Source organism: Ruminococcus sp. B05, assembly GCF_003628495.1.
GTDB lineage: Bacteria > Bacillota > Clostridia > Lachnospirales > Lachnospiraceae > Schaedlerella > Schaedlerella hominis.
Genome location: NZ_RBZR01000004.1, coordinates 1 through 19,306, shown reverse-complemented (window position 1 = coordinate 19,306; position 19,306 = coordinate 1). Strand labels below are relative to the sequence as shown.

Below are 19,306 nucleotides of genomic sequence, written 5' to 3'. Positions count from 1 at the left end.
TCCCTCCATATCCTACATGCCTTATATTTGCAACGATAAAAATGCCGGTACGATAATCATCAGCAATACAACCGCCAGCATCAAGAACATTGGAAATAATATCTTCGTTCCCGCCTTTTCTCCCAACTGTTTTGCTGTGTTTTTCCGCTCATCAAACGCTGTATCTGCCTCCTGTCTCAATAATTCAGTCAAGCCTTTTGTGCCTTTTTTTAAGTTCTGTGACAACATTGTTCCAAACTTTTTGTATACTTGTAATCCACAACGTTCACCAAAGCGTTCATAACATTCATTTTCTGCCATACCGCCTTTCATCTCATGCATGGTGTATGCCATCTCTTCATATACTTCTCTTTCAACTTTTTCTTTTTTTCTTTTTCCTTCTTCTATACTTACTTCCCGTCTTTTCTCCTGTTCATAATCGTTGACAATCTTATTCCATGCATTTCTTGGTGTCATACCGGCTCCAAGAAAAAGTGTAAAACGACTTATCATTTTAGGATAATCCAATGCTAACTGCTGCTCTCTTTTTGAATGTGTTTCCTTTACCTTTTGTTTTTCTGATACGTACATCAACACTGCCATAACAATACCTATCAGAAGTACTGCTGCTGCACGTAGATTCTTTGCATATTTCCAGATTATAACCTCCCCATTTATACTTGTTGGAAGTAACATCCGTTTCTCTGTCTCACTTAACCTGTCCTGCTTATCTACCTCTGCGTTTAAATTTGATATCAGTTTTTCCATATCTGTCTGTTTCGGTGGCAATATTCTTGCATAAAGGAAATACATTTCCTTTATTTCCTCATAAGATAACGTAGCTCTCAGTTCAACTATGCGTCCTTCCTTTGGTAAATCATCATTCTTAACTTTCCCTTGCAAATTCAACACTTCATAATTATCCAGCTCCCAGGACACTTTAATCCCCGTATCAGGAATATTACGAATAAGATTCAGATTACTTCGCACCTCATCAAGACTTCTATTATCTCCTAATATCAGCTTCTCCAGCTGAACTTCTGCCTTGGCCAGTTCTCGTTGTAATTCTGCCTCCGTATATTTCTGTTCGTGGATTCGGACAGTATATGGTTCTTTGGCATCTCCGATCCATACTTGTAAAGCTTCTTGTCTGTCTCCTTTACCTTGCTTGTTACGTTCCACATAATTTATCCCTTCTTTCGTCATCGGAAGACTCTTAAGATTATCTGCAAGAAAAAGAATCAAAGATAATATTCCTGCTGTAAGAAGAATTATCCCTATTTTTTTCTGCATCGTATTCCGATTTTCTTTAAACTTCAATGTGTACCATCTTCCTTCCCATGTAATATGCCGCTATATAAATAATCAGGCACACACTCATCAACATGACTCCTGCAGCACTTCCATACAAGACAGATAAGAACTCCGGAAATGTAAAACGCATATACAGAACCATACCTAACGGAATCATGCACATCACCTGAAATTCTAAGTTCTTCGCCGCTAACATCGTCTGGATCTCCCGCTCTACTTCCATCTTGTCTCCTATCATGCGAATCGACTCTTTTAAAATTGTAATGCTGTCTCCACCCATCCGCTTGGCTGTCGCAAACACCACCGCAAAATCTTCTGCATCTTCTTGTTGAACTCTTTTGGCAAACGCCCACAATACTTGTTCGGCAGTCTGATTCATACTTAATTTATGTGTCATAAGTTCAAACTCCTGACATATACGGCTATCCTTTGAATATAATGTTTGCAACTCCTTTTCTGTGGAGCGAATCGCATTCTCTACCGAATATCCCACCTTCAAGGAAGACGCCATGATCTGCATTGCATCTCGAAACTGCATACGGAATTTCAATTCCTTTTTTCTGCAGCACTCTTCTCTCCACTGCTGAAAATATCCGATAGAAACCGGCAATAAGACAACACCTGCAATCCATGAATCATAAAACAAATATGCTAAAAGCAAGTCCAATACAATAGCCTTTGCAATTGCAACCATGTATTCCTTACGCTGTATATCCTGCTGCCAGCAATTTGTCCCGATGAACCAATTCCGCACTCTTCACCAGTGTTCCTTGAATCTTTCCACCTCTCATTCCCTCCTCTCGAAATTCATATAGCGTCTGTGTCTGAATCCGACCGTTCTCAAATCCTAACACCTCCACTATCTCCAGCACCTTTCTTGACTTGTCCCTCAATCTTCCCAAATGAATAATAATATCTAATGCAGATGCAATCTGTCTCTGAATTGCCGTTAAAGGAAGGTCTATTCCCATCATCATCATCGTTTCTAATCGATGCAACATATCGGTCGGATTATTTGAATGTCCGGTGGACATAGAGCCGCTGTGCCCGTTCAACATCGCCGATGATATCATGTCCACAGTCTCATCCCCTCTTACCTCGCCGACTACGATACGATCCGGTCGCATTCGAAGTGCCGATTTGATCAAATCTCTGATCGTCACCGCTCCTTCTCCTTCCAGATTCGCATTTCTCGCTTCCAACCTTACAAGATTCGGGACCCCCTTTATCTGTAATTCCGCATTATCTTCAATTGTGATAATCCGTTCATCCTTTGGAATATAATCCGATAAGGCATTTAAAAACGTTGTCTTCCCTGATCCGGTTCCTCCACTCACAAAAATATTGTATTTAGCTTTGACAAGCATCTTTAAAAATTCTACCGCCTCTTCTGTGATACTCTGCCATTCAACCAGCTGTTTCATCGTCACCTTTTCTTTTGGAAACTTTCTGATCGTCATGATCGGACCATTCAAAGCCACTGGTTTCAACACAACATTCACACGTGAACCATCTTCCAGTCTGGCATCCACAATCGGAGACAATTCATTTACATAACGATTCGTTCCTGATACAATCTGCTGGATCACATCTTCCAATTTTTCCTGCGATAAAAACGTCTTGTCAGAGCGGACTATTCTGCCATCCCTCTCCACAAATATGTGATCCTTTCCATTAATCATAATCTCCGTAATCGAATCATCCTCTACCAGTTCCTGTAACACATCCAATTTACGAAAAGAATGAAACAATCGTCTGCTCAACCGTATCTGCTCTTTCAATGGCAAATACTCTTCCTCCGAAAATTCCTGTAACACACTATAGATAATCTCGGATAATTCTTCATCCTCCATCTCTCTTGTAAGGTCTATCCGTTCCATCACCCGTTCATATAGCTGTTCTTCTTGTATATTCACGTTATCTTCTACCTCATTCTTTTTTGAATCGTTTTCTCCAAAACCTGTTCTTTTCCTGTTTTACGCAAATTTTCCGTATACTCTGCAAGCTTTGTCATTGCTGCCCGCTCTTCGATATATGGTGTGTAAACAGTATGGCATGCCTCCAAAATTTCAAACAAACCATTCACACTGTCTCCCAAATCCAAAATAATCTTCTCATAAATGCACTGATTTAAAATCTGTTGAAATAATTGTAACCATTCCTCTTTTTGTATCGCCTGCATATCCAAAATATATGGCATCGGTTTAATATAATCTAACTTCTCAAGCTGACCTGCCATCATACTGATCCGCATCCCGAGATTCCCCTTTTCCTGACGCAAATAATAAATCAGATCTGCCAGTGTCTGCTCTGTTGGATCGGTAAAATAGTAAGACGAACCTGCATATCCTTCCAGATTCAAATACAATACCGGTTCCCGCTCCGCTAATTTCTTTCCCAGTGCAAGAGCAAATCTTGTCTTGCCAATTCTATGAATCGGAGAATACACCCCGATCAATTGTCCTCCTCTTCGTACCTTTGTACTTCTCTGCGTCTCCTTTCTCCTAACTCTTCTTTCCAACATCTGTGCACGTATTGCTTCTGCACTCTGATACCGATAAACACCTATCTCTCCATCTTCCAGTACACTCCTTTTATCTTGTACTAACACAAATCTCCTTACCGCCGGAATCTGCCTTCTTTTTTCTTTTGGATATTCTTCTCCTGTCAGCAACGCATAAATCTTCTTCTCTTTTGCAAATTGTTCTGCGTCCTGCATACTGTGAAAAAGATAAAACTGTACTTCCGGTGACTTACTCTTTGTTAATACTTGAAACAGATTTTCCGAATATTGTTTTTGAGAATCACAAATTACAACATTTTTTACATACACTTTGTCCTCCTGTCTCTCTACACACCACACCTATAGTCCTATAGAGTTTGTCCGTATTTTACTTTGATTAATTCAACTTGAAACATTGTTGCGAAATATGCAACGGAATTCATAATTGATAATTGAATGATATATTTGCTCATCCAATCCCTAGAAATATCCAAATCAGATTGATTTGAAATGAAACAGCAGATGTGATAACTACTGTGTGAATCGTATTATAAACGTGTATTTTTTATTTGTCCAGATAGATTTTTCATCTTTTTTGTTTTTGTGAAATCCTCACAAATTTTGAAAAATTAAGATACCATATAACAGACATACCCCAGGTACTCCAAGCGCCCCGCTTGTAACCAACGAAGCTGCGTTAATCCCTACATTTAACGATGTTTGATCCAGTAACACATAATGATTTATAAAAAAGATTAGTGTTCCTCCGACAAGCGCGCGAACAAAAAATGTCACAAAAAAAGATGCCAGCTTATGAAGCATACCATACCTCCGTCCAGAATTATCCTGCCAAAATTGCTATCCACTAAACAATTTAGACACACCCTTCTCATTTCCTAAAATATCTATATGCTGCTGACATCTTCTTTATGTTCTTTATTATAAATTAATCTTTATTTCCCTATTTGTTCTATGATACTGATAGAATTTCACACCTGCTGCGCTCATCATACGCTTAGATGCAATCACACTTGGTGTACCTGCATATTTATCGCAGTCATAAATAACTTCTTTTATTCCTGACTGAATGATTGCCTTTGCACATTCATTACAAGGAAACAAAGAGACATACATTCTCGCCCCTTCCAGACTGCCGCCGCTATAATTCAAAATAGCATTGAGCTCACTGTGTGTTGAATACACATATTTTGTTTCCAACGGATCTTCTCCGTCTCGCGTCCAAGGAAAATCATCATCTGAACAACCTCTTGGAAGTCCATTGTAACCCATTGATAAAATCTTATTGTCAGGACTTACAATACAACATCCCACCTGTGTATTCGGATCCTTTGAACGAAGTCCGGAAAGCAGAGCTACCCCCATAAAATATTCATCCCATGATATATAATCATCTCGCTTTGTCGACATATTCCCCTCCTGTTTTTCCCATTTTTACGCTTCTTCAAAAGACACCTCTTTATTTAAGGTTTCAGCCAGTTTATCGATTGCCTCTGTCAGCCTCTCCATACATTCTCCATATGCGTTCAATGGCTGACCATACGGGTTCGGTATCTCCAATTCTTCTCCGATAAATTCACTGAGCGTAAATACTTTCGCAGCCTCTCCATACTCTGTCTGTACTTTTTCTTTTTCACTCTCACACATTGCCAATATCAGTATATCTTCTGCAACATCATTTTCCGAAAATGCGGTTGCTGTATGCTCTTCCATCGTCATTTGTGCACTTTTCATGACTGCCTCGGCTTTTTGATTCACCGGCTCTGGGAACAATACTACAAGCCCGCGGGAATCAATGGCATATTCCTGCCGTAAATCCTTGTGTCTGAGCATCTCTGCAGCCATTGGCCCACGGCATGTATCTGCATCACTCAAAAATACAATACGTCTGTATTTCTGATATTTCATAACTGCCTGTGCCGAGATTCTCATATGTCCCGCTGCCTTCTCAAGACGATTCATGATTGCTTTTCCTATCCCCTGCAAGGCAAATGATTCACTGTAGATCAAATCTACTTCTTCTGCATCAAAATCACGCAGGATTGCATAAAGATTTCTCGCAATCGTCTCTTCATTTTCACGGCTTCCGATATTCTTGATCACACCATTTGTATAATACGCAATTGTTTCGTTCGTCGCAATGATTCCAACGCGTTTGCCCTGTCTGATTGCTTCATACACAAGCTGCCGGATTGCCAGAACTTCTTCCCTGATATTACCCTCTACAATCGTCAATTTGGCCTTTGGTGCATAATGACGATACTTCATTCCAGGTGCCTTTGGTGCCTTTTTTGTCTCTATTCCAAGAATTGTCTCATCAATCGTCACATGATCAATCACTTCTTCAAACATCTCTGCTGTAATTGCACCGGGTCTTAAAATCATCGGTGGATTGACCGTCATATCAAGAATTGTAGACTCCAATCCGATATCTACGCTTCCTCCATCTATAATCATGTCGATCTTTCCACTCAAATCTTCACTTACGTGTTCTGCTGTCGTCGGACTTGGACGTCCCGAAGTATTCGCACTTGGTGCCGATACAAATCCACCGCCTGCCAGGATTAATTCTCTTGCGATCGGGTCACTTGGCATTCTGACAGCCACTGTATCTAATCCTCCTGTTGTTCCATATGGCACGATATCTGTCTTTTCAAATATCATCGTCAGTGGTCCCGGCCAGAATCGATTAGCCAGTGCTTCTACGTCTTTCGAAATATTCTTAGCTACCTTCTCCAAATCTTCTAAAGTTGCAATATGCACGATCAATGGATTATCCGAAGGTCTGCCCTTTGCTGCATAAGTCTTTTTCGCTGCCTCCTCGTCCAGCGCATTCGCCCCCAAACCATAAACCGTCTCTGTCGGGAACGCTACCAAACCGCCCTTCTTAAGAATCTCTCCTGCTTCTTGCATAATCTGCATGTCAATATTATGTTTATCTACTTTTCTAATTATCGTTTCCATAAATTTTATTATACCATTTTTCATAGTAAAAAAAAATATGCATCTTCTAAAAAGCAGTCTATCCGGCAAACTTTCTACTAATATTTACAGAAAAAATGCAAATTTCTAACTTATGTCTTTCAGATATGTTTCAATTCCATTACAAATTGCATCTGCAACCTTTTCCTGGTATTCATCTGTGCTTAATTTTTCCGCTTCTTCCCGATTGCTTAAAAATCCGCACTCCACAATGATGAGTGGAACCTCTGTACGCTTCAACATGTAATAAGTGTCATTTGCTTTTGCCTGTCTTTTGTTATCTGCGTCCACACTCAATAAACTATTCTGCATATATTCCGCTGCACTTTTCCCTTCCGTTGAATGTGTATAGTAGAAAACCTGTGCCCCACAAATTCCCTCCTGTTCATAACTGTTTTGATGAATACTTACTGCCAACACCGGCTTATTTTCATTAATTATATCTACTCTTGTTTTCATATCTTCCACTTTAGAATCTGCCAGTCCCCTTTCATCTGTCCTGGTCATCATCACAACAATTTGCTTTTCCTGTAATTTGGATTCTACTTTCTTTGCAATCATAAGATTGATATCCTTCTCTTGTACGCCATTAATCCCAATCTTTCCCGGATCACTTCCCCCGTGCCCACTATCCAGCACAATCTGTACCTTTTTATTCTCTATCTGTGTGCTCTCTACACTTGTTTCACTTCCCATATCTTCTACATTCTGACTATTATTTTGCATATCATCTACTTTACTTATAACATGCTCATAAAACTTTGTCCCGATAATCTGGCTTCCAATTGCAACTCCCATTAAACAGACTATCACGAGCACTGTTTTCCCCTTTGACTTTATTTCTTTATAATTTAACTTCAAAAAAACATCCCTTTCCACATATATTACTTTTAAAATATATGCAGAAAAAGGATGTCTCTTTCTTACTTATTTAATTTACATACTGCAGAATCATATCCCAAACATCAGAATTCTCCCAACCAAGCTTCCACTCTGCAACACCTGCAAGATTGTCGCTCTTGATCAGTTTCAATTTTTCCTCCAGGGATTTTGTATCTTCCAGCCAAATTTTGTAGGTTCCATCTTCCGTTTCCCACTGTGCATAATTCTGCTTTGTAGTATCATCCCATTCAGTCTGTGCACCCGCATCCTGAACTACCTGCTGTGCTTCATCCATGCCTAATGCTGTACTACTTACTTTATTCTTATAATTTGCAGCTTCAGTTCCCTCTTCGGATGCCAATTCAGCATCTGTCTTCGGAGTTTCTAACCAAAGTCTCGTGTAAAATGGAACTGCTGCTATCAGCTTATCAGATGATACACTCTTTGCTGCATTCTTAATTCCATCTTTTACATAATTATAAGATGATACAGAACCTGCTTCATAAGACCCTTCTGTATGTTCGTCATATGCCATAATTACAACATAATCTGCGACAATTCCCTGTTCCTTTAAATCATAATGCTCATTATATGGTTGTGGAACATAATTATCTACTGAAAATACTAATCCATTCTGTCTGCATTTTACTGACAATTCTCTTACAAACTGAATATAATGCTCTCCACATTCTGTCGAAATCAATTCGAAATCAAGATTGATTCCATCAATTCCTGTCTGAAGTGCTGCTGCAATAATCTGATTCGTCAGATTCTCACGTTTTGAAGTGTAACTTAATACTTCATAAGTCTCATCATAGCTATTAATTCCACCATGAAAATCTCTAACTGTAGCCCATACGTCAAGATTCACCTGATGTGCATAATTAACATAATCTGAACTTGCAAGTGATGTCAGATTTCCATCGGTATCTGCAATTTTAAACCACGTAGGAGCTATCACATTAAGCCCTTTTGTAGATGCAATTGTTTCTAATGCATAACTGTTCGCATCTTCATTTTCAACATTGTGCCATGCCATATTAATCGTATGCCCTACAGAAATATTCGTGTATTTTGGTTCGTCAAAATCTCTTTTTGTCGTTTCTTTCTGAATCTTCTTTAACGTTCTTGTCTTAACATATCCGACAAATCCGTCTTCAGTTGCTATTTTCTTCCAGCCATCTTCATCTTCCAGCACGGTTACTTTATCTGACTTCTTCACTTCTGTCAGAATTGGGCTCTTCACTCCGCCTTGATAACGCACCTCTGTTTTTTTCTTTATGATCGCACTTTCAATCTCTCCCCAGCTACTTGTAATTGCAACACGATTCGGGGTTTTGTATATGTTGTAATCCATGTTCGTATACTGTTGGATGAATGGAACGGCTATATATGCTGTTCTTCCCTCTGTCTTCAGAATTGTATACGTCTCACTTTTCTTCTCTGTAACTTCTGTATAATCTTTGCTTCCAACTTCAACTGAAACATTGCCGTTTGGTAATGTATATAGCATAATGTTCTCATTCGGGTCCCAATAAAAACGTTCGTTTATATAATCTCTGACAACAGAATATTCCACATACGCTTCACCGTCAATCAATCTGCCTACCGCATTCCCATCGCTATTTTTGATTACTTTATTATTTACTGTGACACCCAGCTCATTTTTATCACTGATTCCATAATAATTTTTCAAATCAGCTTTCTCTTTAGATGAACCATATTTGTGATAAAGTATGAATCCCAAGCCCACTGCGACAACTAAAATAATACATATTACTCCTCTGATTATAAAAAGTCTTCTTCTACGTCTCGCACGATTACGTCTTGCTCTATTCACATTGTTTGAAGTTCTTCTTCTCTGCGCATCTGCCTCTGGATACCCTGCTCCAGCTCTTCCGCCTCTACCTGACTGTACCGGTCGTCTGGTTTTCTTAACTTGACGCTTTTGGCGTCTTTCTCTTTCGTCCATGGCGTACCTCCTATCAGATTCCATTATACCATATTACACTGTCTGAAATAAAGGGGTTTACGACGGTTTATGCTCATTCTCAGTTTCATTTTTCTTTGTTACATTGATAAAAGATAAGGATTCGATATATCCATCTGCATTCATCTCATAATCCCGCATATAACTGCCTTCTTCTCGGGCCATTAGTTCTCTCACTACCTGCATCGGGCTGACATGACTTCCTTCCATCAACAGACAGACGCCATTCCTTTCGTATCCTTCCAATTCTGTATACAATTCTGTGTATACCGTTCCATTACTTAAATCCATTTTTTTGACTCTGCTCCTTTCCATGTCGGTTCTGATAAATATACATTTATATATATCATCTATATATCGGAGGTTAGGTGTGTGACATGCCGTAAGATGATATGTCCAAAAGATAGTACGAACCGTACCATGACTTTCTCTTTTTTAATTATTAGTTGTGTACTGTCCTAGAATTCAGGACTCGAATTCTTTAGAATATGCAACTTTCCAATTTAATCTGAATAGTTGCTCGTATTTTTCGAATAGATTTTTTTGACTGAAATGTTTATGAAATGTTATTGTTATCCGAATTTAGATCTTACGATTCTAATTGTATTTCCCGAAATGATTCTTTCCTCCTCTCGTATATTAATTTATTTATCACGAAATACTATCTTCTGTACTTGCCATTATAGGAACATCTTTCCCATATTTCAATGTGTTTTTTGTTCATAAGTGCTGTGGATTTGTTGATAAGTAATATATTTGTGTTTTTCTTTACATTCGAAAAAGATTTGTTTATACTAATCATGAGAAATAATATATAAATGTAAGGATGTGATCATATGAAAATTGAAAAAATTAACGATAACCAGATTCGTTGTACATTGACACATGCCGATTTGGCTGCCCGCCATTTGAAACTAAGTGAACTTGCATATGGTACTGAAAAAGCCAAGTCCTTATTTCGTGATATGATGCAACAGGCATCATTTGACTTTGGTTTTGAAGCTGACGATATTCCATTGATGATAGAAGCAATTCCAACTTCTGCTGACACAATTGTACTTATTATTACAAAGGTTGAAGACCCGGAAGAATTGGATACCCGTTTTTCAAAATTCACGTCTGCAGGGGAAAATGATTTTCCTCTCCCTGAGACATTGAATAAACTTGAAGGTGCAGATGAATTTTTAGACTTACTCAATAAAGTAAAGGGTGCTGCTGCCAGCGTATCTGCTACATCATCAGAACAGGAAGAGGAAAAAACGGCAGAAGATGCACCTGTTCCACTCAATGTCAAATTATATTCCTTTGACAATATCGACCAGGTCATTCAAATGGCACAGTTAATCGGTTCTCTTTATCATGGTGCTAATACTTTGTATCGTGATAACAACAGTGATGGTATTTACATTCTGGCACTGACACAGTCAGAGCATACAAAAAATGAATTTAATAAAGTCTGTAATATGCTTTCTGAATATGGTTCTCCGGAGAAGGTATCTACTACGATTCTCGCATTTCTTGAAGAACACTGTGAGATTGTGATAGCAGCCGATGCCGTACAGAAACTGGCGCATCTTAGCTAATAACAGATATTCATTTATCGTACCTGCTATGATGTAATCATTATTTTTAAGCAAAAAAATGTCCGAAATTCTTCAAATCGAATTTCGGACATTTTTATTTTAGTCATTTTAATTTATTTTCCTGCTGCTGTCATTGCTGCATTGATCTTCTCAACAAGTAAATCTGCATCAATACCATGAACCATAGCTGCTTCTTCTAATGACTCCATCTGTGAAGATGGGCATCCAAGACAATGCATTCCAATTTCCATTAAGATTGGAGCTGATTCTGGAAATACATTCAACAATTCGCCAATTTTTGTAGCTCTTGTAATCTGTGCCATTTTCAATTTCCTCCTTATTGTTTCGTGTTTCCTATTATAATCCCATACATTGAATTTAGCAACTCTAAAAATGTATCAAATATCTGAATTGTCACTTCAATTCTTATAGATTTTAGACATCTTAAAAGTCAATTATTTTTTTGTTTTTTTTCGACAAAAATGCATTTTCATAATTTACACCAAAACATCTGTTCTTTTTTTATTAAAAGTAATTCACATAAATGTGGGTTTTTAATGTGGATAATGTGAATAACTATGAGGAAATCTCTAATTTATCCACCATTTTCCGAATTTTCAATGTGAATAAGTTGAAAACTCCATTTTCAAGATTTTCGACGTTTTTCTGTTTTTTTGTGCATTTTGCCATTCGCCATTTTCCTATTGGAGAACTTTTAACAATCTTTCCTGTCTTATTATTTTGTAAACTTTCTGTAAATTCACCTGGTTACACACAAATATCTCATTACTGTCATACTTTTTCACATAACTAACTCCAAACAATTGTTCATGTACCAGTTACCCACTATTTTTCCCCAACATATTAACAAAATGTGGATAACTTTGTGAATTTCTGTGGATAACTCGGTTTTTCATGTGAAAAATCAGGGGTATTCCAGTGAAAAAATATCCTTTCCTTGTTGATAATCTGTTGAGAATCGGTGAATAATCTTCTATTTTTCAGTAAAAGTCGGTGTATATTACACTATTTTTCATGTTGATAGTGTGGATAAGCTATTTGGCTAAGTTATCCACATATTTCTAATATACTTTCTTCCTATAATAATGTAAAAAAATGGTGCGGAAGTTTTTCTCCGCACCATTCTTGATATCTATAATACTCTCCTCACTGTCACGATTGGCGCATACGTTGCCGTGCATATACCAATCCCATCTGCTTCATTCATTGCATTTACAATATTTCCATCACCCATATACAAGCCGACGTGACCATCATAAAGAATCAAGTCACCCGGCTGTGCCTGTTCATATGATACTTCATATCCGATATTTTCCATATCCCATGTGGTTCGCGGAAGACTTATCCCAAAGTTTGCATATACCGACTGTACAAATCCTGAACAATCTGCACCACTAGTTAAACTTGTGCCTCCCCATACATAGGGATTCCCAATAAACTGACAGGCAAAATCTATAACCTGCTGTCCTGTTGTATATGACAAAGATTGTAACGCAACCGTTTCTTGTGCCATCCCTACACTATCTTTTTGTGCCTGTTTTTCCTCTTCTGCAAATTCATCTTTGTCCACTTTCTCAGTCGTAATCCACTCACCGGACACCCATCCGTCTACATCCCCTACTGTGATCGGATACCATCCATTTACTGAGTCCCCTGTTACTTCATAACGTTCTTGTTCTAAAATTTGCAATAAAATTTGGAAATCGGTCCCCTGACCGGCTCTTACATTCAGCACATCTGCCGTTACTGTTGCAACTGTAACTTGATCGATTCCTGCAACCTGCGATACTACATTTACATTTTCGTCTGTATCCGCTGCATCTACTACCATTGCACTCCCCGGAATCATCAATGCTCCAACTATTGCAGAAGCAATCAATTTTTGTTTTATGTGTACTTGTTTCATCTAAAACCTCCTTACTGTTTTTTCTTTATCTTTTGTAGGAAGTTTTCAATTGTTACACATTTATTAATTATTTGTTACATTTGCATTGTATCAACAAAATATTATTTTGTCAATATTTTACCATATCTTTCCATCTTCATCCTACGACCTTATCTTACATATTATTTCATATTTTCCGTTCTTTATGTAATATATTTGTAATATTTTGTCATTATCATACATCCCGGAATTTATTTTCATCATTCACAACTAGCTTCATTATACAAATAATAAGAATTTCTTTTTTATATCAAAACAGGTGTTGTCAGTAATCTTGGAAGCATAAACTTCCTAACCTACTAACAACACCTGTTATCCTAATTTATTACTTTTTACTCGTAATCTTCTATTCTCCACTCGTCTTTCCAGTCAATATAAACCATATCTCCATCAAAACGAAGTGGTAACCATACATAATCTGCAATGGATGTATTCTGAACCGGTTCCTCTCCCATGCGGCTAAAATCAAATTCTTTCTCTTCTTCTGAATAAATACTGTTAAACATTTCCTCATAAATTGGATATTCTTTATCCATATTCTGTGGCAGCCATCGATCTGCACACGCAATGTATAAATCTTTTTTTCCTTCCACTTTAAAGATACATGAGATCTGACTGTGGAAAGATGTCTGACTCTCATCTCCAACATGAGGATTTCCCAATACTTTATATGGTCCATGCCATGTATCTGCAACAGCTACTTCTGACGGATTTGGTAAATATCCTGTTGTTCCGGAAGTAATCAGATAATGTTTTCCTTTTCTTTTAAAATGTGCCGTTGCCTCTCTCACATATGGTGGATGTTTTCTCGGAAAATGCGTAGAATAATATCCTGTAACATCTGTATAATCTTCCGTCAGATCCGCACAAATTGTTTCCGAATGCACACGTTCAAAGTAATAATATGCTTTTCCATCTTCTGCTACAGCAAGATCAAAATCTCCTGCATTCATTCCCAATGGCTGTAATCCTTCTTTCACCTTCGTGTATGGACCAAGAATGTGATTTGCAACCATTACAGTTTCTGTCTGTGTCTGGAAACTGTCTTTGTTCATAATTTTCATCCAACATACATATTTCTTTGTTTTCTTATTATAAATAATATGTGGTCTGTCCATACATGATTCCGGATGCAATGAAGATGTAGGATCACCTGGTTCCGGTGGAATAATAATTCCTCTGTCTTCCCAGTTATACAAATCTGTGGAACTATAACATTTCACTCCCCAATGCCAGATACCGTTCACACCATCTGTTTTCTCTTTATTTTCTCCATACCAATAATACACGCCATCAATGTACATAATAGAACCGCCATGAGCCTGAATACGATTTCCATTTGTATCCAACCATACCTTACCCGGATATATCGCCTGATTCTTCATATTTATTTCCTTTCTCCACTATCGTAATATTTCTATAAACATTCTTTCAGCTTCACACTATTTTTCTTTCTGGTGTCTTTCTTCCAGTTCTTTGACAATTGTCGGATACTGTTTTTCCAGTTTGTAGAAGCTAAGAATAATTACACACAGAATATTTAAGACAATTGGAAGCACTACATATACAATCGTAATACCTGTTAAAGCCGATGCAGTCTGTACCTCTGCTGCACCATTATATCCTGCCCATGCAAGAATCCATCCACAGAATGCTGTTCCCAAAGCTGTACCACATTTGGAACCAAAACTATTTACTGACATGATCAGCCCTTCCTGACGATAACCATTCTGCCACTCACCATATTCTACCGTATTACAAAGTAATGGATAAGAGCACCACTGTGTACTACATCCTACAGCAAAAATAACCGAACCTATATATACTGCCATAAGAGATGTACTTCCACCAAGACCAACGACCACACGTCCCAATGTCATAAGCAAAATACCACCAATCAGGCCGTTCTTCATACCAGTTTTTGCGATCACAGGTTTTGAAAGAGGAATCAGGAAAAGCATCGGCATGGATAAAATCATTCCTACTACTGCTACCGACTGTGGTTTTCCACATACATACGCAAGATAATAAAACATAGATCCCATATTCAGTGAAATAACCGCTGCATTAACGTGCGCATAATTTGTATAATATACAAGTAGATATGCGCTCATTGCTGCAAACAACAAATTTATTCCCATTTCACCACTGGAAAATGCTATTTTTCTCTCCAGCTTAGCTTTCCTTTTGAATTCACTCCCATTTTAATATCCTCCTTTTTTCTAAAGGCATCATATCATTGCAACCACATTTTCCGCTCTGTAATATCATAATGAATTCACTTTATTTTCCTATATTTTTTAATATTTATAATTAAATATATCCTGTTTTTTTTGTTTTTTACTATTCATCTTGTATCTTTTTTAATTTACACTGTTTGAATTGGATGATATACTGGTGCAAAGGAGGTAAGCATATTATGAATTTCTACGTTTCACTTGGAGATATCCAGGATAGCATTGATAATTTTAACCGAGTTCATAATAACCATCCTAATCTTCCGGATATTCTTCATGAACTGTATAAAAACCAAAATTATATTTGTTCCGAGTCAGAGCTTCCTGATATAAGTGGATTTGCCCTGATGGATGATGATGAATTTTTGAAAAAAATACGTACTTTATATTTCCGTTTTCCTGGAAATATTCTAACTAATATAGAAGATTTTGATGTTGTCCCTATGAATGCAGACTTAACCGTTATAAGTCAGTTTTGGAATATTAATACCTTTATTCACATGCATGATTGTTTTGAGATTAATTATATTTTCAAAGGTCAGTGTGAGTTTGTCTTTCTGGATGAAAAAAGAATACTAAAAGAAGGGGATTTCTGTATTATTTCTCCTTTTACAAACCATTCTACCAGACTTCTCGATCCAGATTCACAGATTTTCCCTATCCTTGTGAAAGAACAAACTTTTAGTAAGACATTTTTCCCACTTCTTTCCAATGATGATATTCTGTCCCACTTTTTCAGGAAGATTTTATCAAATACAGATGAGCCAAATTATCTGCTTTTCCAGACAAGTGCTTCTCCTGATGTACGTTTTTTAATGAAAGAACTTTTTTTAGAAAATTTTCAATATGATAAATATGTAAATCAAAGCAACGTCCACTGGCTTAGCCTTCTATTCGTAAGCATTCTACGAAATTACGAAACATACAGCCAGTTTTCCAGTTATAATAACGGAATTGCCTACGCTCCTATTTTGCGCTACATACAAAGTCACTATACCACAATTACCCTGTCCGAACTTTCAAAAATTTTTCATTATTCTGTGCCTTATCTGTCAAAAATAATAAAGGAAACTACAGACCAGTCATTTTCTTCTGTAGTCCGAAAATTAAAAATGAGAGCGGCAGTTCAATTGTTAGAAACAACAAATGATTCTATCGAAAAAATAGCAGAAGATGTCGGCTATAACAGTTCCGATCATTTTTACAGAGTATTTACTGATTATTATGGAATGTCTCCAACAAAATATCGAAAAATTCATCAAGAAACTTGAAAATTTTTTTCAAAAAAGTATTGACATTTTCCTCAAATAATTGTATATTCTAATTACAGTAATTGTTACTATTATTGTTTAAGTTTTAAGGAGGGATTCCCAATGGCAACATTAAAATTCAGCCGACAACGAGAATCCATCAAACAGTATCTGGCCTCGACCAAAGAGCATCCAACTGCCGACATGGTTTATATGCATGTAAAGGAAGATTATCCTAACATCAGTCTTGGAACTGTATATCGGAATTTGAATCTTCTTACGGACATTGGTGAAGCATTGAAAATCGCCACTCCAGATGGAGCCGACAGATTTGATGGATGTGTCAAGCCACACAATCATTTTTTCTGCACTGAGTGCAGACGGGTTCTTGACCTTGACCTGGATATGAAGGAAATCGAACAGATAAACAAGGCAGCTGCCACGAATTTCGATGGTATTATAGAATCCAGTAACACTATTTTTTATGGTAAATGCGGTGACTGCATAAAATAGTTATATACTCACAGATTTTTGCGAATTATAACTATGAAAGGTCTTAATTATACCAAAATTTCATTTTAAGAAAAGGAGAACAAAATTATGAAAAAATTTGTATGTACAGTATGCGGATATGTTCACGAAGGAGATGCTGCACCAGAGAAATGTCCAGTTTGTGGTGTTGGTGCTGACAAATTCAAAGAGCAGACAGGTGAAAGAGAATGGGCTGCTGAGCACGTTGTAGGTGTTGCTAAAGGTGTTAGCGAAGACATCCTTGCTGATTTAAGAGCAAACTTTGAAGGAGAATGTTCAGAAGTTGGTATGTATCTTGCAATGGCAAGAGTTGCTCACAGAGAAGGTTACCCAGAGATCGGTCTTTACTGGGAAAAAGCTGCTTACGAAGAAGCAGAGCACGCTGCTAAATTTGCAGAACTTCTTGGAGAAGTCGTAACAGACAGCACAAAGAAAAACCTTGAGATGAGAGTTGACGCTGAGAACGGAGCTACAGCTGGTAAATTTGACCTTGCTAAACGTGCTAAAGCTGCTAATCTGGATGCAATCCACGATACAGTACATGAGATGGCAAGAGATGAAGCTAGACACGGAAAAGCATTCGAAGGATTGCTTAAGAGATATTTCGGCTAATATTTGACACTTCCAAGAGGGTGAGATGAAAGTCTTGCCCTCTTTTTGTAGTGCCGGAAAGGGACGGGGATAGTGAGCCGGATAGGGACGGAGTTTAGTGGCTTTTTTGCATAGCAAAAAGCCACTAAACTCCGTCCCTATCCGGCTCACTATCCCCGTCCCTTTCCGACTCCTGTTACTCTGCTCTTATCTCGTTAATAAGTGCCTGAATAACAGAAATTTCCTCTTCACACTCATCTGCAATTATCTCCAGGCTCTTGCCTTTGGCAAGTTTCTTCTCAACTTGCTGTTTTAATATTTCTGCTCTTCCAATCTTAATTCCATTTTTAATTCCGTTCTTAATTCCACGTCTCTCAGCACTATGCATATAAGAATTATAATCCCGGATTGCCTTTTGCCGAGCTTCGTATTCCATTCGTTTTATTTCATCTTCACTCATATTTTTTAATGCTTCATACGCTTCGCCAATATATTCATCCTTTTCTGCCATTTTCTTAAAATCCTCCTCACATCTCCCACCGAAAAAACGCATCCATTTCATAAGGTCTGTTTCATTTTGCTGCTCAGGAGGTAATTTAGAAAGTTCAAGAACATGCATTTCTATCAAGTCTGTATATTCTTCTCCTGATTCCGTATCGCACAAAGCAATCCTTCGGTAGCATTTATTGTCTTCAAACAATGGAAAACATAAAATACCTACCTGAATGCATTTCTGGAGTTTATCGTAATCTTCCCCTTCTTTAATTTGTTCCGTATACATCTTGCTCACATAATAAACTGAACGATTAGCCCAGAAGTCATACGATTCAACCTGCATTTCCAAATCAATTTGAACGCCGTTTTTCAATTCAACTCGTACATCTAAGATTCCATACTTATCCTCCGGATATCTTTTTCTTAAAATCGTCGGCATCAGTGTTGTTGATTCCACTTCTGTCGGGTTCACATTTAACAATGCCGCTATCAGTCCTTTTCGCACCTTTTTATCTTGCATTAGCTCTTTAAAACAGAAATCCACGGTGGGCAACATTATAAATTTGTCTGCTTTTGTTTTCTTTTGTTTACTTGTTTTTCCCATTGAATTCTCCTCTCTTTTGCGACAGCATAATTGCAAAAAAGATACAAGAATCCTCGTATAGATATAGTTTATCACATAAATCTCACCCAAAAAAGTCCTTGCATACATTTTTAATTGGCTTTAGCTGCTGTCTCGTTGTTGTTTTCATCGGATTATCTGCTCGAATAATTGAGCTTTTAAATTGAAATACCGATTTGATTAATAGATCTTTTATAGATGAATGAATATCATCTGAGTGGATTTAGAATAGCACATAAGCTGATACATTTCAAGGGAAAAATCATGTGAGCGGGAGAGCCGGATAGGGACGGAGTTTAGTGGGTTTTTTTGAAACAAAAAAAAACCAAAAACAAAACCACAAACACCCAAAAAAAAAACAAA

The 19,306-nt window shown here is 37.5% G+C and carries 19 protein-coding genes; 4 read left to right on the top strand and 15 right to left on the bottom strand.

Features of this window, described 5'->3' with window-relative positions:
• Positions 1 to 21 precede the first annotated feature (21 nt).
• The 10 genes from D8Q48_RS05305 to D8Q48_RS05260 all read right to left on the bottom strand — a co-directional run bounded on the left by D8Q48_RS05305 (position 22) and on the right by D8Q48_RS05260 (position 9,959).
• Entirely contained in the window at positions 22 to 1,299 is a 1,278-nt protein-coding gene (locus D8Q48_RS05305; protein WP_243116237.1) for a type II secretion system F family protein, read from the bottom strand.
• The gene (locus D8Q48_RS05300; RefSeq protein ID WP_243116236.1) at positions 1,289 to 2,047 is read right to left on the bottom strand and encodes a type II secretion system F family protein; all 759 of its coding nucleotides are present in this window, start codon (positions 2,045 to 2,047) and stop codon (positions 1,289 to 1,291) included. The genes D8Q48_RS05305 and D8Q48_RS05300 overlap by 11 nt, the downstream gene beginning before the upstream one ends.
• Complete coding sequence (locus D8Q48_RS05295; RefSeq protein WP_118687956.1) at positions 1,995 to 3,173, bottom strand: CpaF family protein; 1,179 nt, start codon at positions 3,171 to 3,173, stop codon at positions 1,995 to 1,997. Before D8Q48_RS05295 ends, D8Q48_RS05300 begins: the two co-directional genes overlap by 53 nt.
• Positions 3,174 to 3,217: 44 nt before the next feature.
• A complete protein-coding gene (locus tag D8Q48_RS05290; protein WP_121055743.1) occupies positions 3,218 to 4,126 on the bottom strand; it encodes a hypothetical protein in 909 nt (302 codons plus the stop codon).
• A 282-nt stretch (positions 4,127 to 4,408) separates the two neighbouring features.
• Complete coding sequence (locus D8Q48_RS05285) at positions 4,409 to 4,618, bottom strand: pro-sigmaK processing inhibitor BofA family protein (protein WP_117989928.1); 210 nt, start codon at positions 4,616 to 4,618, stop codon at positions 4,409 to 4,411.
• 117 nt (positions 4,619 to 4,735) lie between these two features.
• Positions 4,736 to 5,224: a dCMP deaminase family protein gene (locus D8Q48_RS05280; RefSeq protein WP_117989927.1), complete on the bottom strand. Its 489-nt coding sequence runs from the start codon at positions 5,222 to 5,224 to the stop codon at positions 4,736 to 4,738.
• A 24-nt stretch (positions 5,225 to 5,248) separates the two neighbouring features.
• Positions 5,249 to 6,778, bottom strand: coding sequence for an L-threonylcarbamoyladenylate synthase (locus tag D8Q48_RS05275; protein ID WP_117990048.1), 1,530 nt, complete (start codon positions 6,776 to 6,778; stop codon positions 5,249 to 5,251).
• A 105-nt stretch (positions 6,779 to 6,883) separates the two neighbouring features.
• The gene (locus D8Q48_RS05270) at positions 6,884 to 7,609 is read right to left on the bottom strand and encodes an N-acetylmuramoyl-L-alanine amidase (RefSeq protein WP_347562285.1); all 726 of its coding nucleotides are present in this window, start codon (positions 7,607 to 7,609) and stop codon (positions 6,884 to 6,886) included.
• 118 nt (positions 7,610 to 7,727) lie between these two features.
• Complete coding sequence (locus D8Q48_RS05265; RefSeq protein ID WP_117991793.1) at positions 7,728 to 9,650, bottom strand: glycosyl hydrolase family 18 protein; 1,923 nt, start codon at positions 9,648 to 9,650, stop codon at positions 7,728 to 7,730.
• Between the two features lie 57 nt (positions 9,651 to 9,707).
• Positions 9,708 to 9,959, bottom strand: a complete 252-nt coding sequence (locus D8Q48_RS05260; protein ID WP_022075502.1) for a hypothetical protein — start codon at positions 9,957 to 9,959, stop codon at positions 9,708 to 9,710.
• A gap of 545 nt (positions 9,960 to 10,504) precedes the next feature.
• Between D8Q48_RS05260 and D8Q48_RS05255 the strand changes: the two genes are divergently transcribed.
• Entirely contained in the window at positions 10,505 to 11,251 is a 747-nt protein-coding gene (locus D8Q48_RS05255) for an adaptor protein MecA (RefSeq protein WP_118687865.1), read from the top strand.
• Between the two features lie 113 nt (positions 11,252 to 11,364).
• On the opposite strand, the gene D8Q48_RS05250 is transcribed toward D8Q48_RS05255, so the two are convergent.
• The 4 genes from D8Q48_RS05250 to D8Q48_RS05235 form a co-directional block, all read right to left on the bottom strand.
• A complete protein-coding gene (locus tag D8Q48_RS05250; protein ID WP_022075504.1) occupies positions 11,365 to 11,574 on the bottom strand; it encodes a DUF1858 domain-containing protein in 210 nt (69 codons plus the stop codon).
• Between the two features lie 830 nt (positions 11,575 to 12,404).
• Entirely contained in the window at positions 12,405 to 13,178 is a 774-nt protein-coding gene (locus tag D8Q48_RS05245; RefSeq protein WP_118687864.1) for a C40 family peptidase, read from the bottom strand.
• A gap of 371 nt (positions 13,179 to 13,549) precedes the next feature.
• The gene (locus tag D8Q48_RS05240) at positions 13,550 to 14,602 is read right to left on the bottom strand and encodes a family 43 glycosylhydrolase (protein ID WP_117991796.1); all 1,053 of its coding nucleotides are present in this window, start codon (positions 14,600 to 14,602) and stop codon (positions 13,550 to 13,552) included.
• Positions 14,603 to 14,659: 57 nt separating this feature from the next.
• Positions 14,660 to 15,358, bottom strand: a complete 699-nt coding sequence (locus D8Q48_RS05235; RefSeq protein ID WP_121055741.1) for an MFS transporter — start codon at positions 15,356 to 15,358, stop codon at positions 14,660 to 14,662.
• Positions 15,359 to 15,801: 443 nt separating this feature from the next.
• Here D8Q48_RS05235 and D8Q48_RS05230 point away from each other — a divergent pair, with 443 nt between their 5' ends.
• The 3 genes from D8Q48_RS05230 to D8Q48_RS05220 all read left to right on the top strand — a co-directional run bounded on the left by D8Q48_RS05230 (position 15,802) and on the right by D8Q48_RS05220 (position 17,847).
• Positions 15,802 to 16,725: an AraC family transcriptional regulator gene (locus tag D8Q48_RS05230; RefSeq protein WP_172696958.1), complete on the top strand. Its 924-nt coding sequence runs from the start codon at positions 15,802 to 15,804 to the stop codon at positions 16,723 to 16,725.
• A 102-nt stretch (positions 16,726 to 16,827) separates the two neighbouring features.
• Positions 16,828 to 17,217 (top strand): transcriptional repressor, encoded by a 390-nt coding sequence (locus D8Q48_RS05225; protein ID WP_117991799.1) that lies wholly within the window; start codon positions 16,828 to 16,830, stop codon positions 17,215 to 17,217.
• An 87-nt stretch (positions 17,218 to 17,304) separates the two neighbouring features.
• Positions 17,305 to 17,847: an NADH peroxidase gene (locus D8Q48_RS05220; RefSeq protein WP_118687862.1), complete on the top strand. Its 543-nt coding sequence runs from the start codon at positions 17,305 to 17,307 to the stop codon at positions 17,845 to 17,847.
• A gap of 175 nt (positions 17,848 to 18,022) precedes the next feature.
• On the opposite strand, the gene D8Q48_RS05215 is transcribed toward D8Q48_RS05220, so the two are convergent.
• The gene (locus tag D8Q48_RS05215) at positions 18,023 to 18,925 is read right to left on the bottom strand and encodes an Rpn family recombination-promoting nuclease/putative transposase (RefSeq protein ID WP_121055740.1); all 903 of its coding nucleotides are present in this window, start codon (positions 18,923 to 18,925) and stop codon (positions 18,023 to 18,025) included.
• Between the last annotated feature and the right edge of the window lie 381 nt (positions 18,926 to 19,306).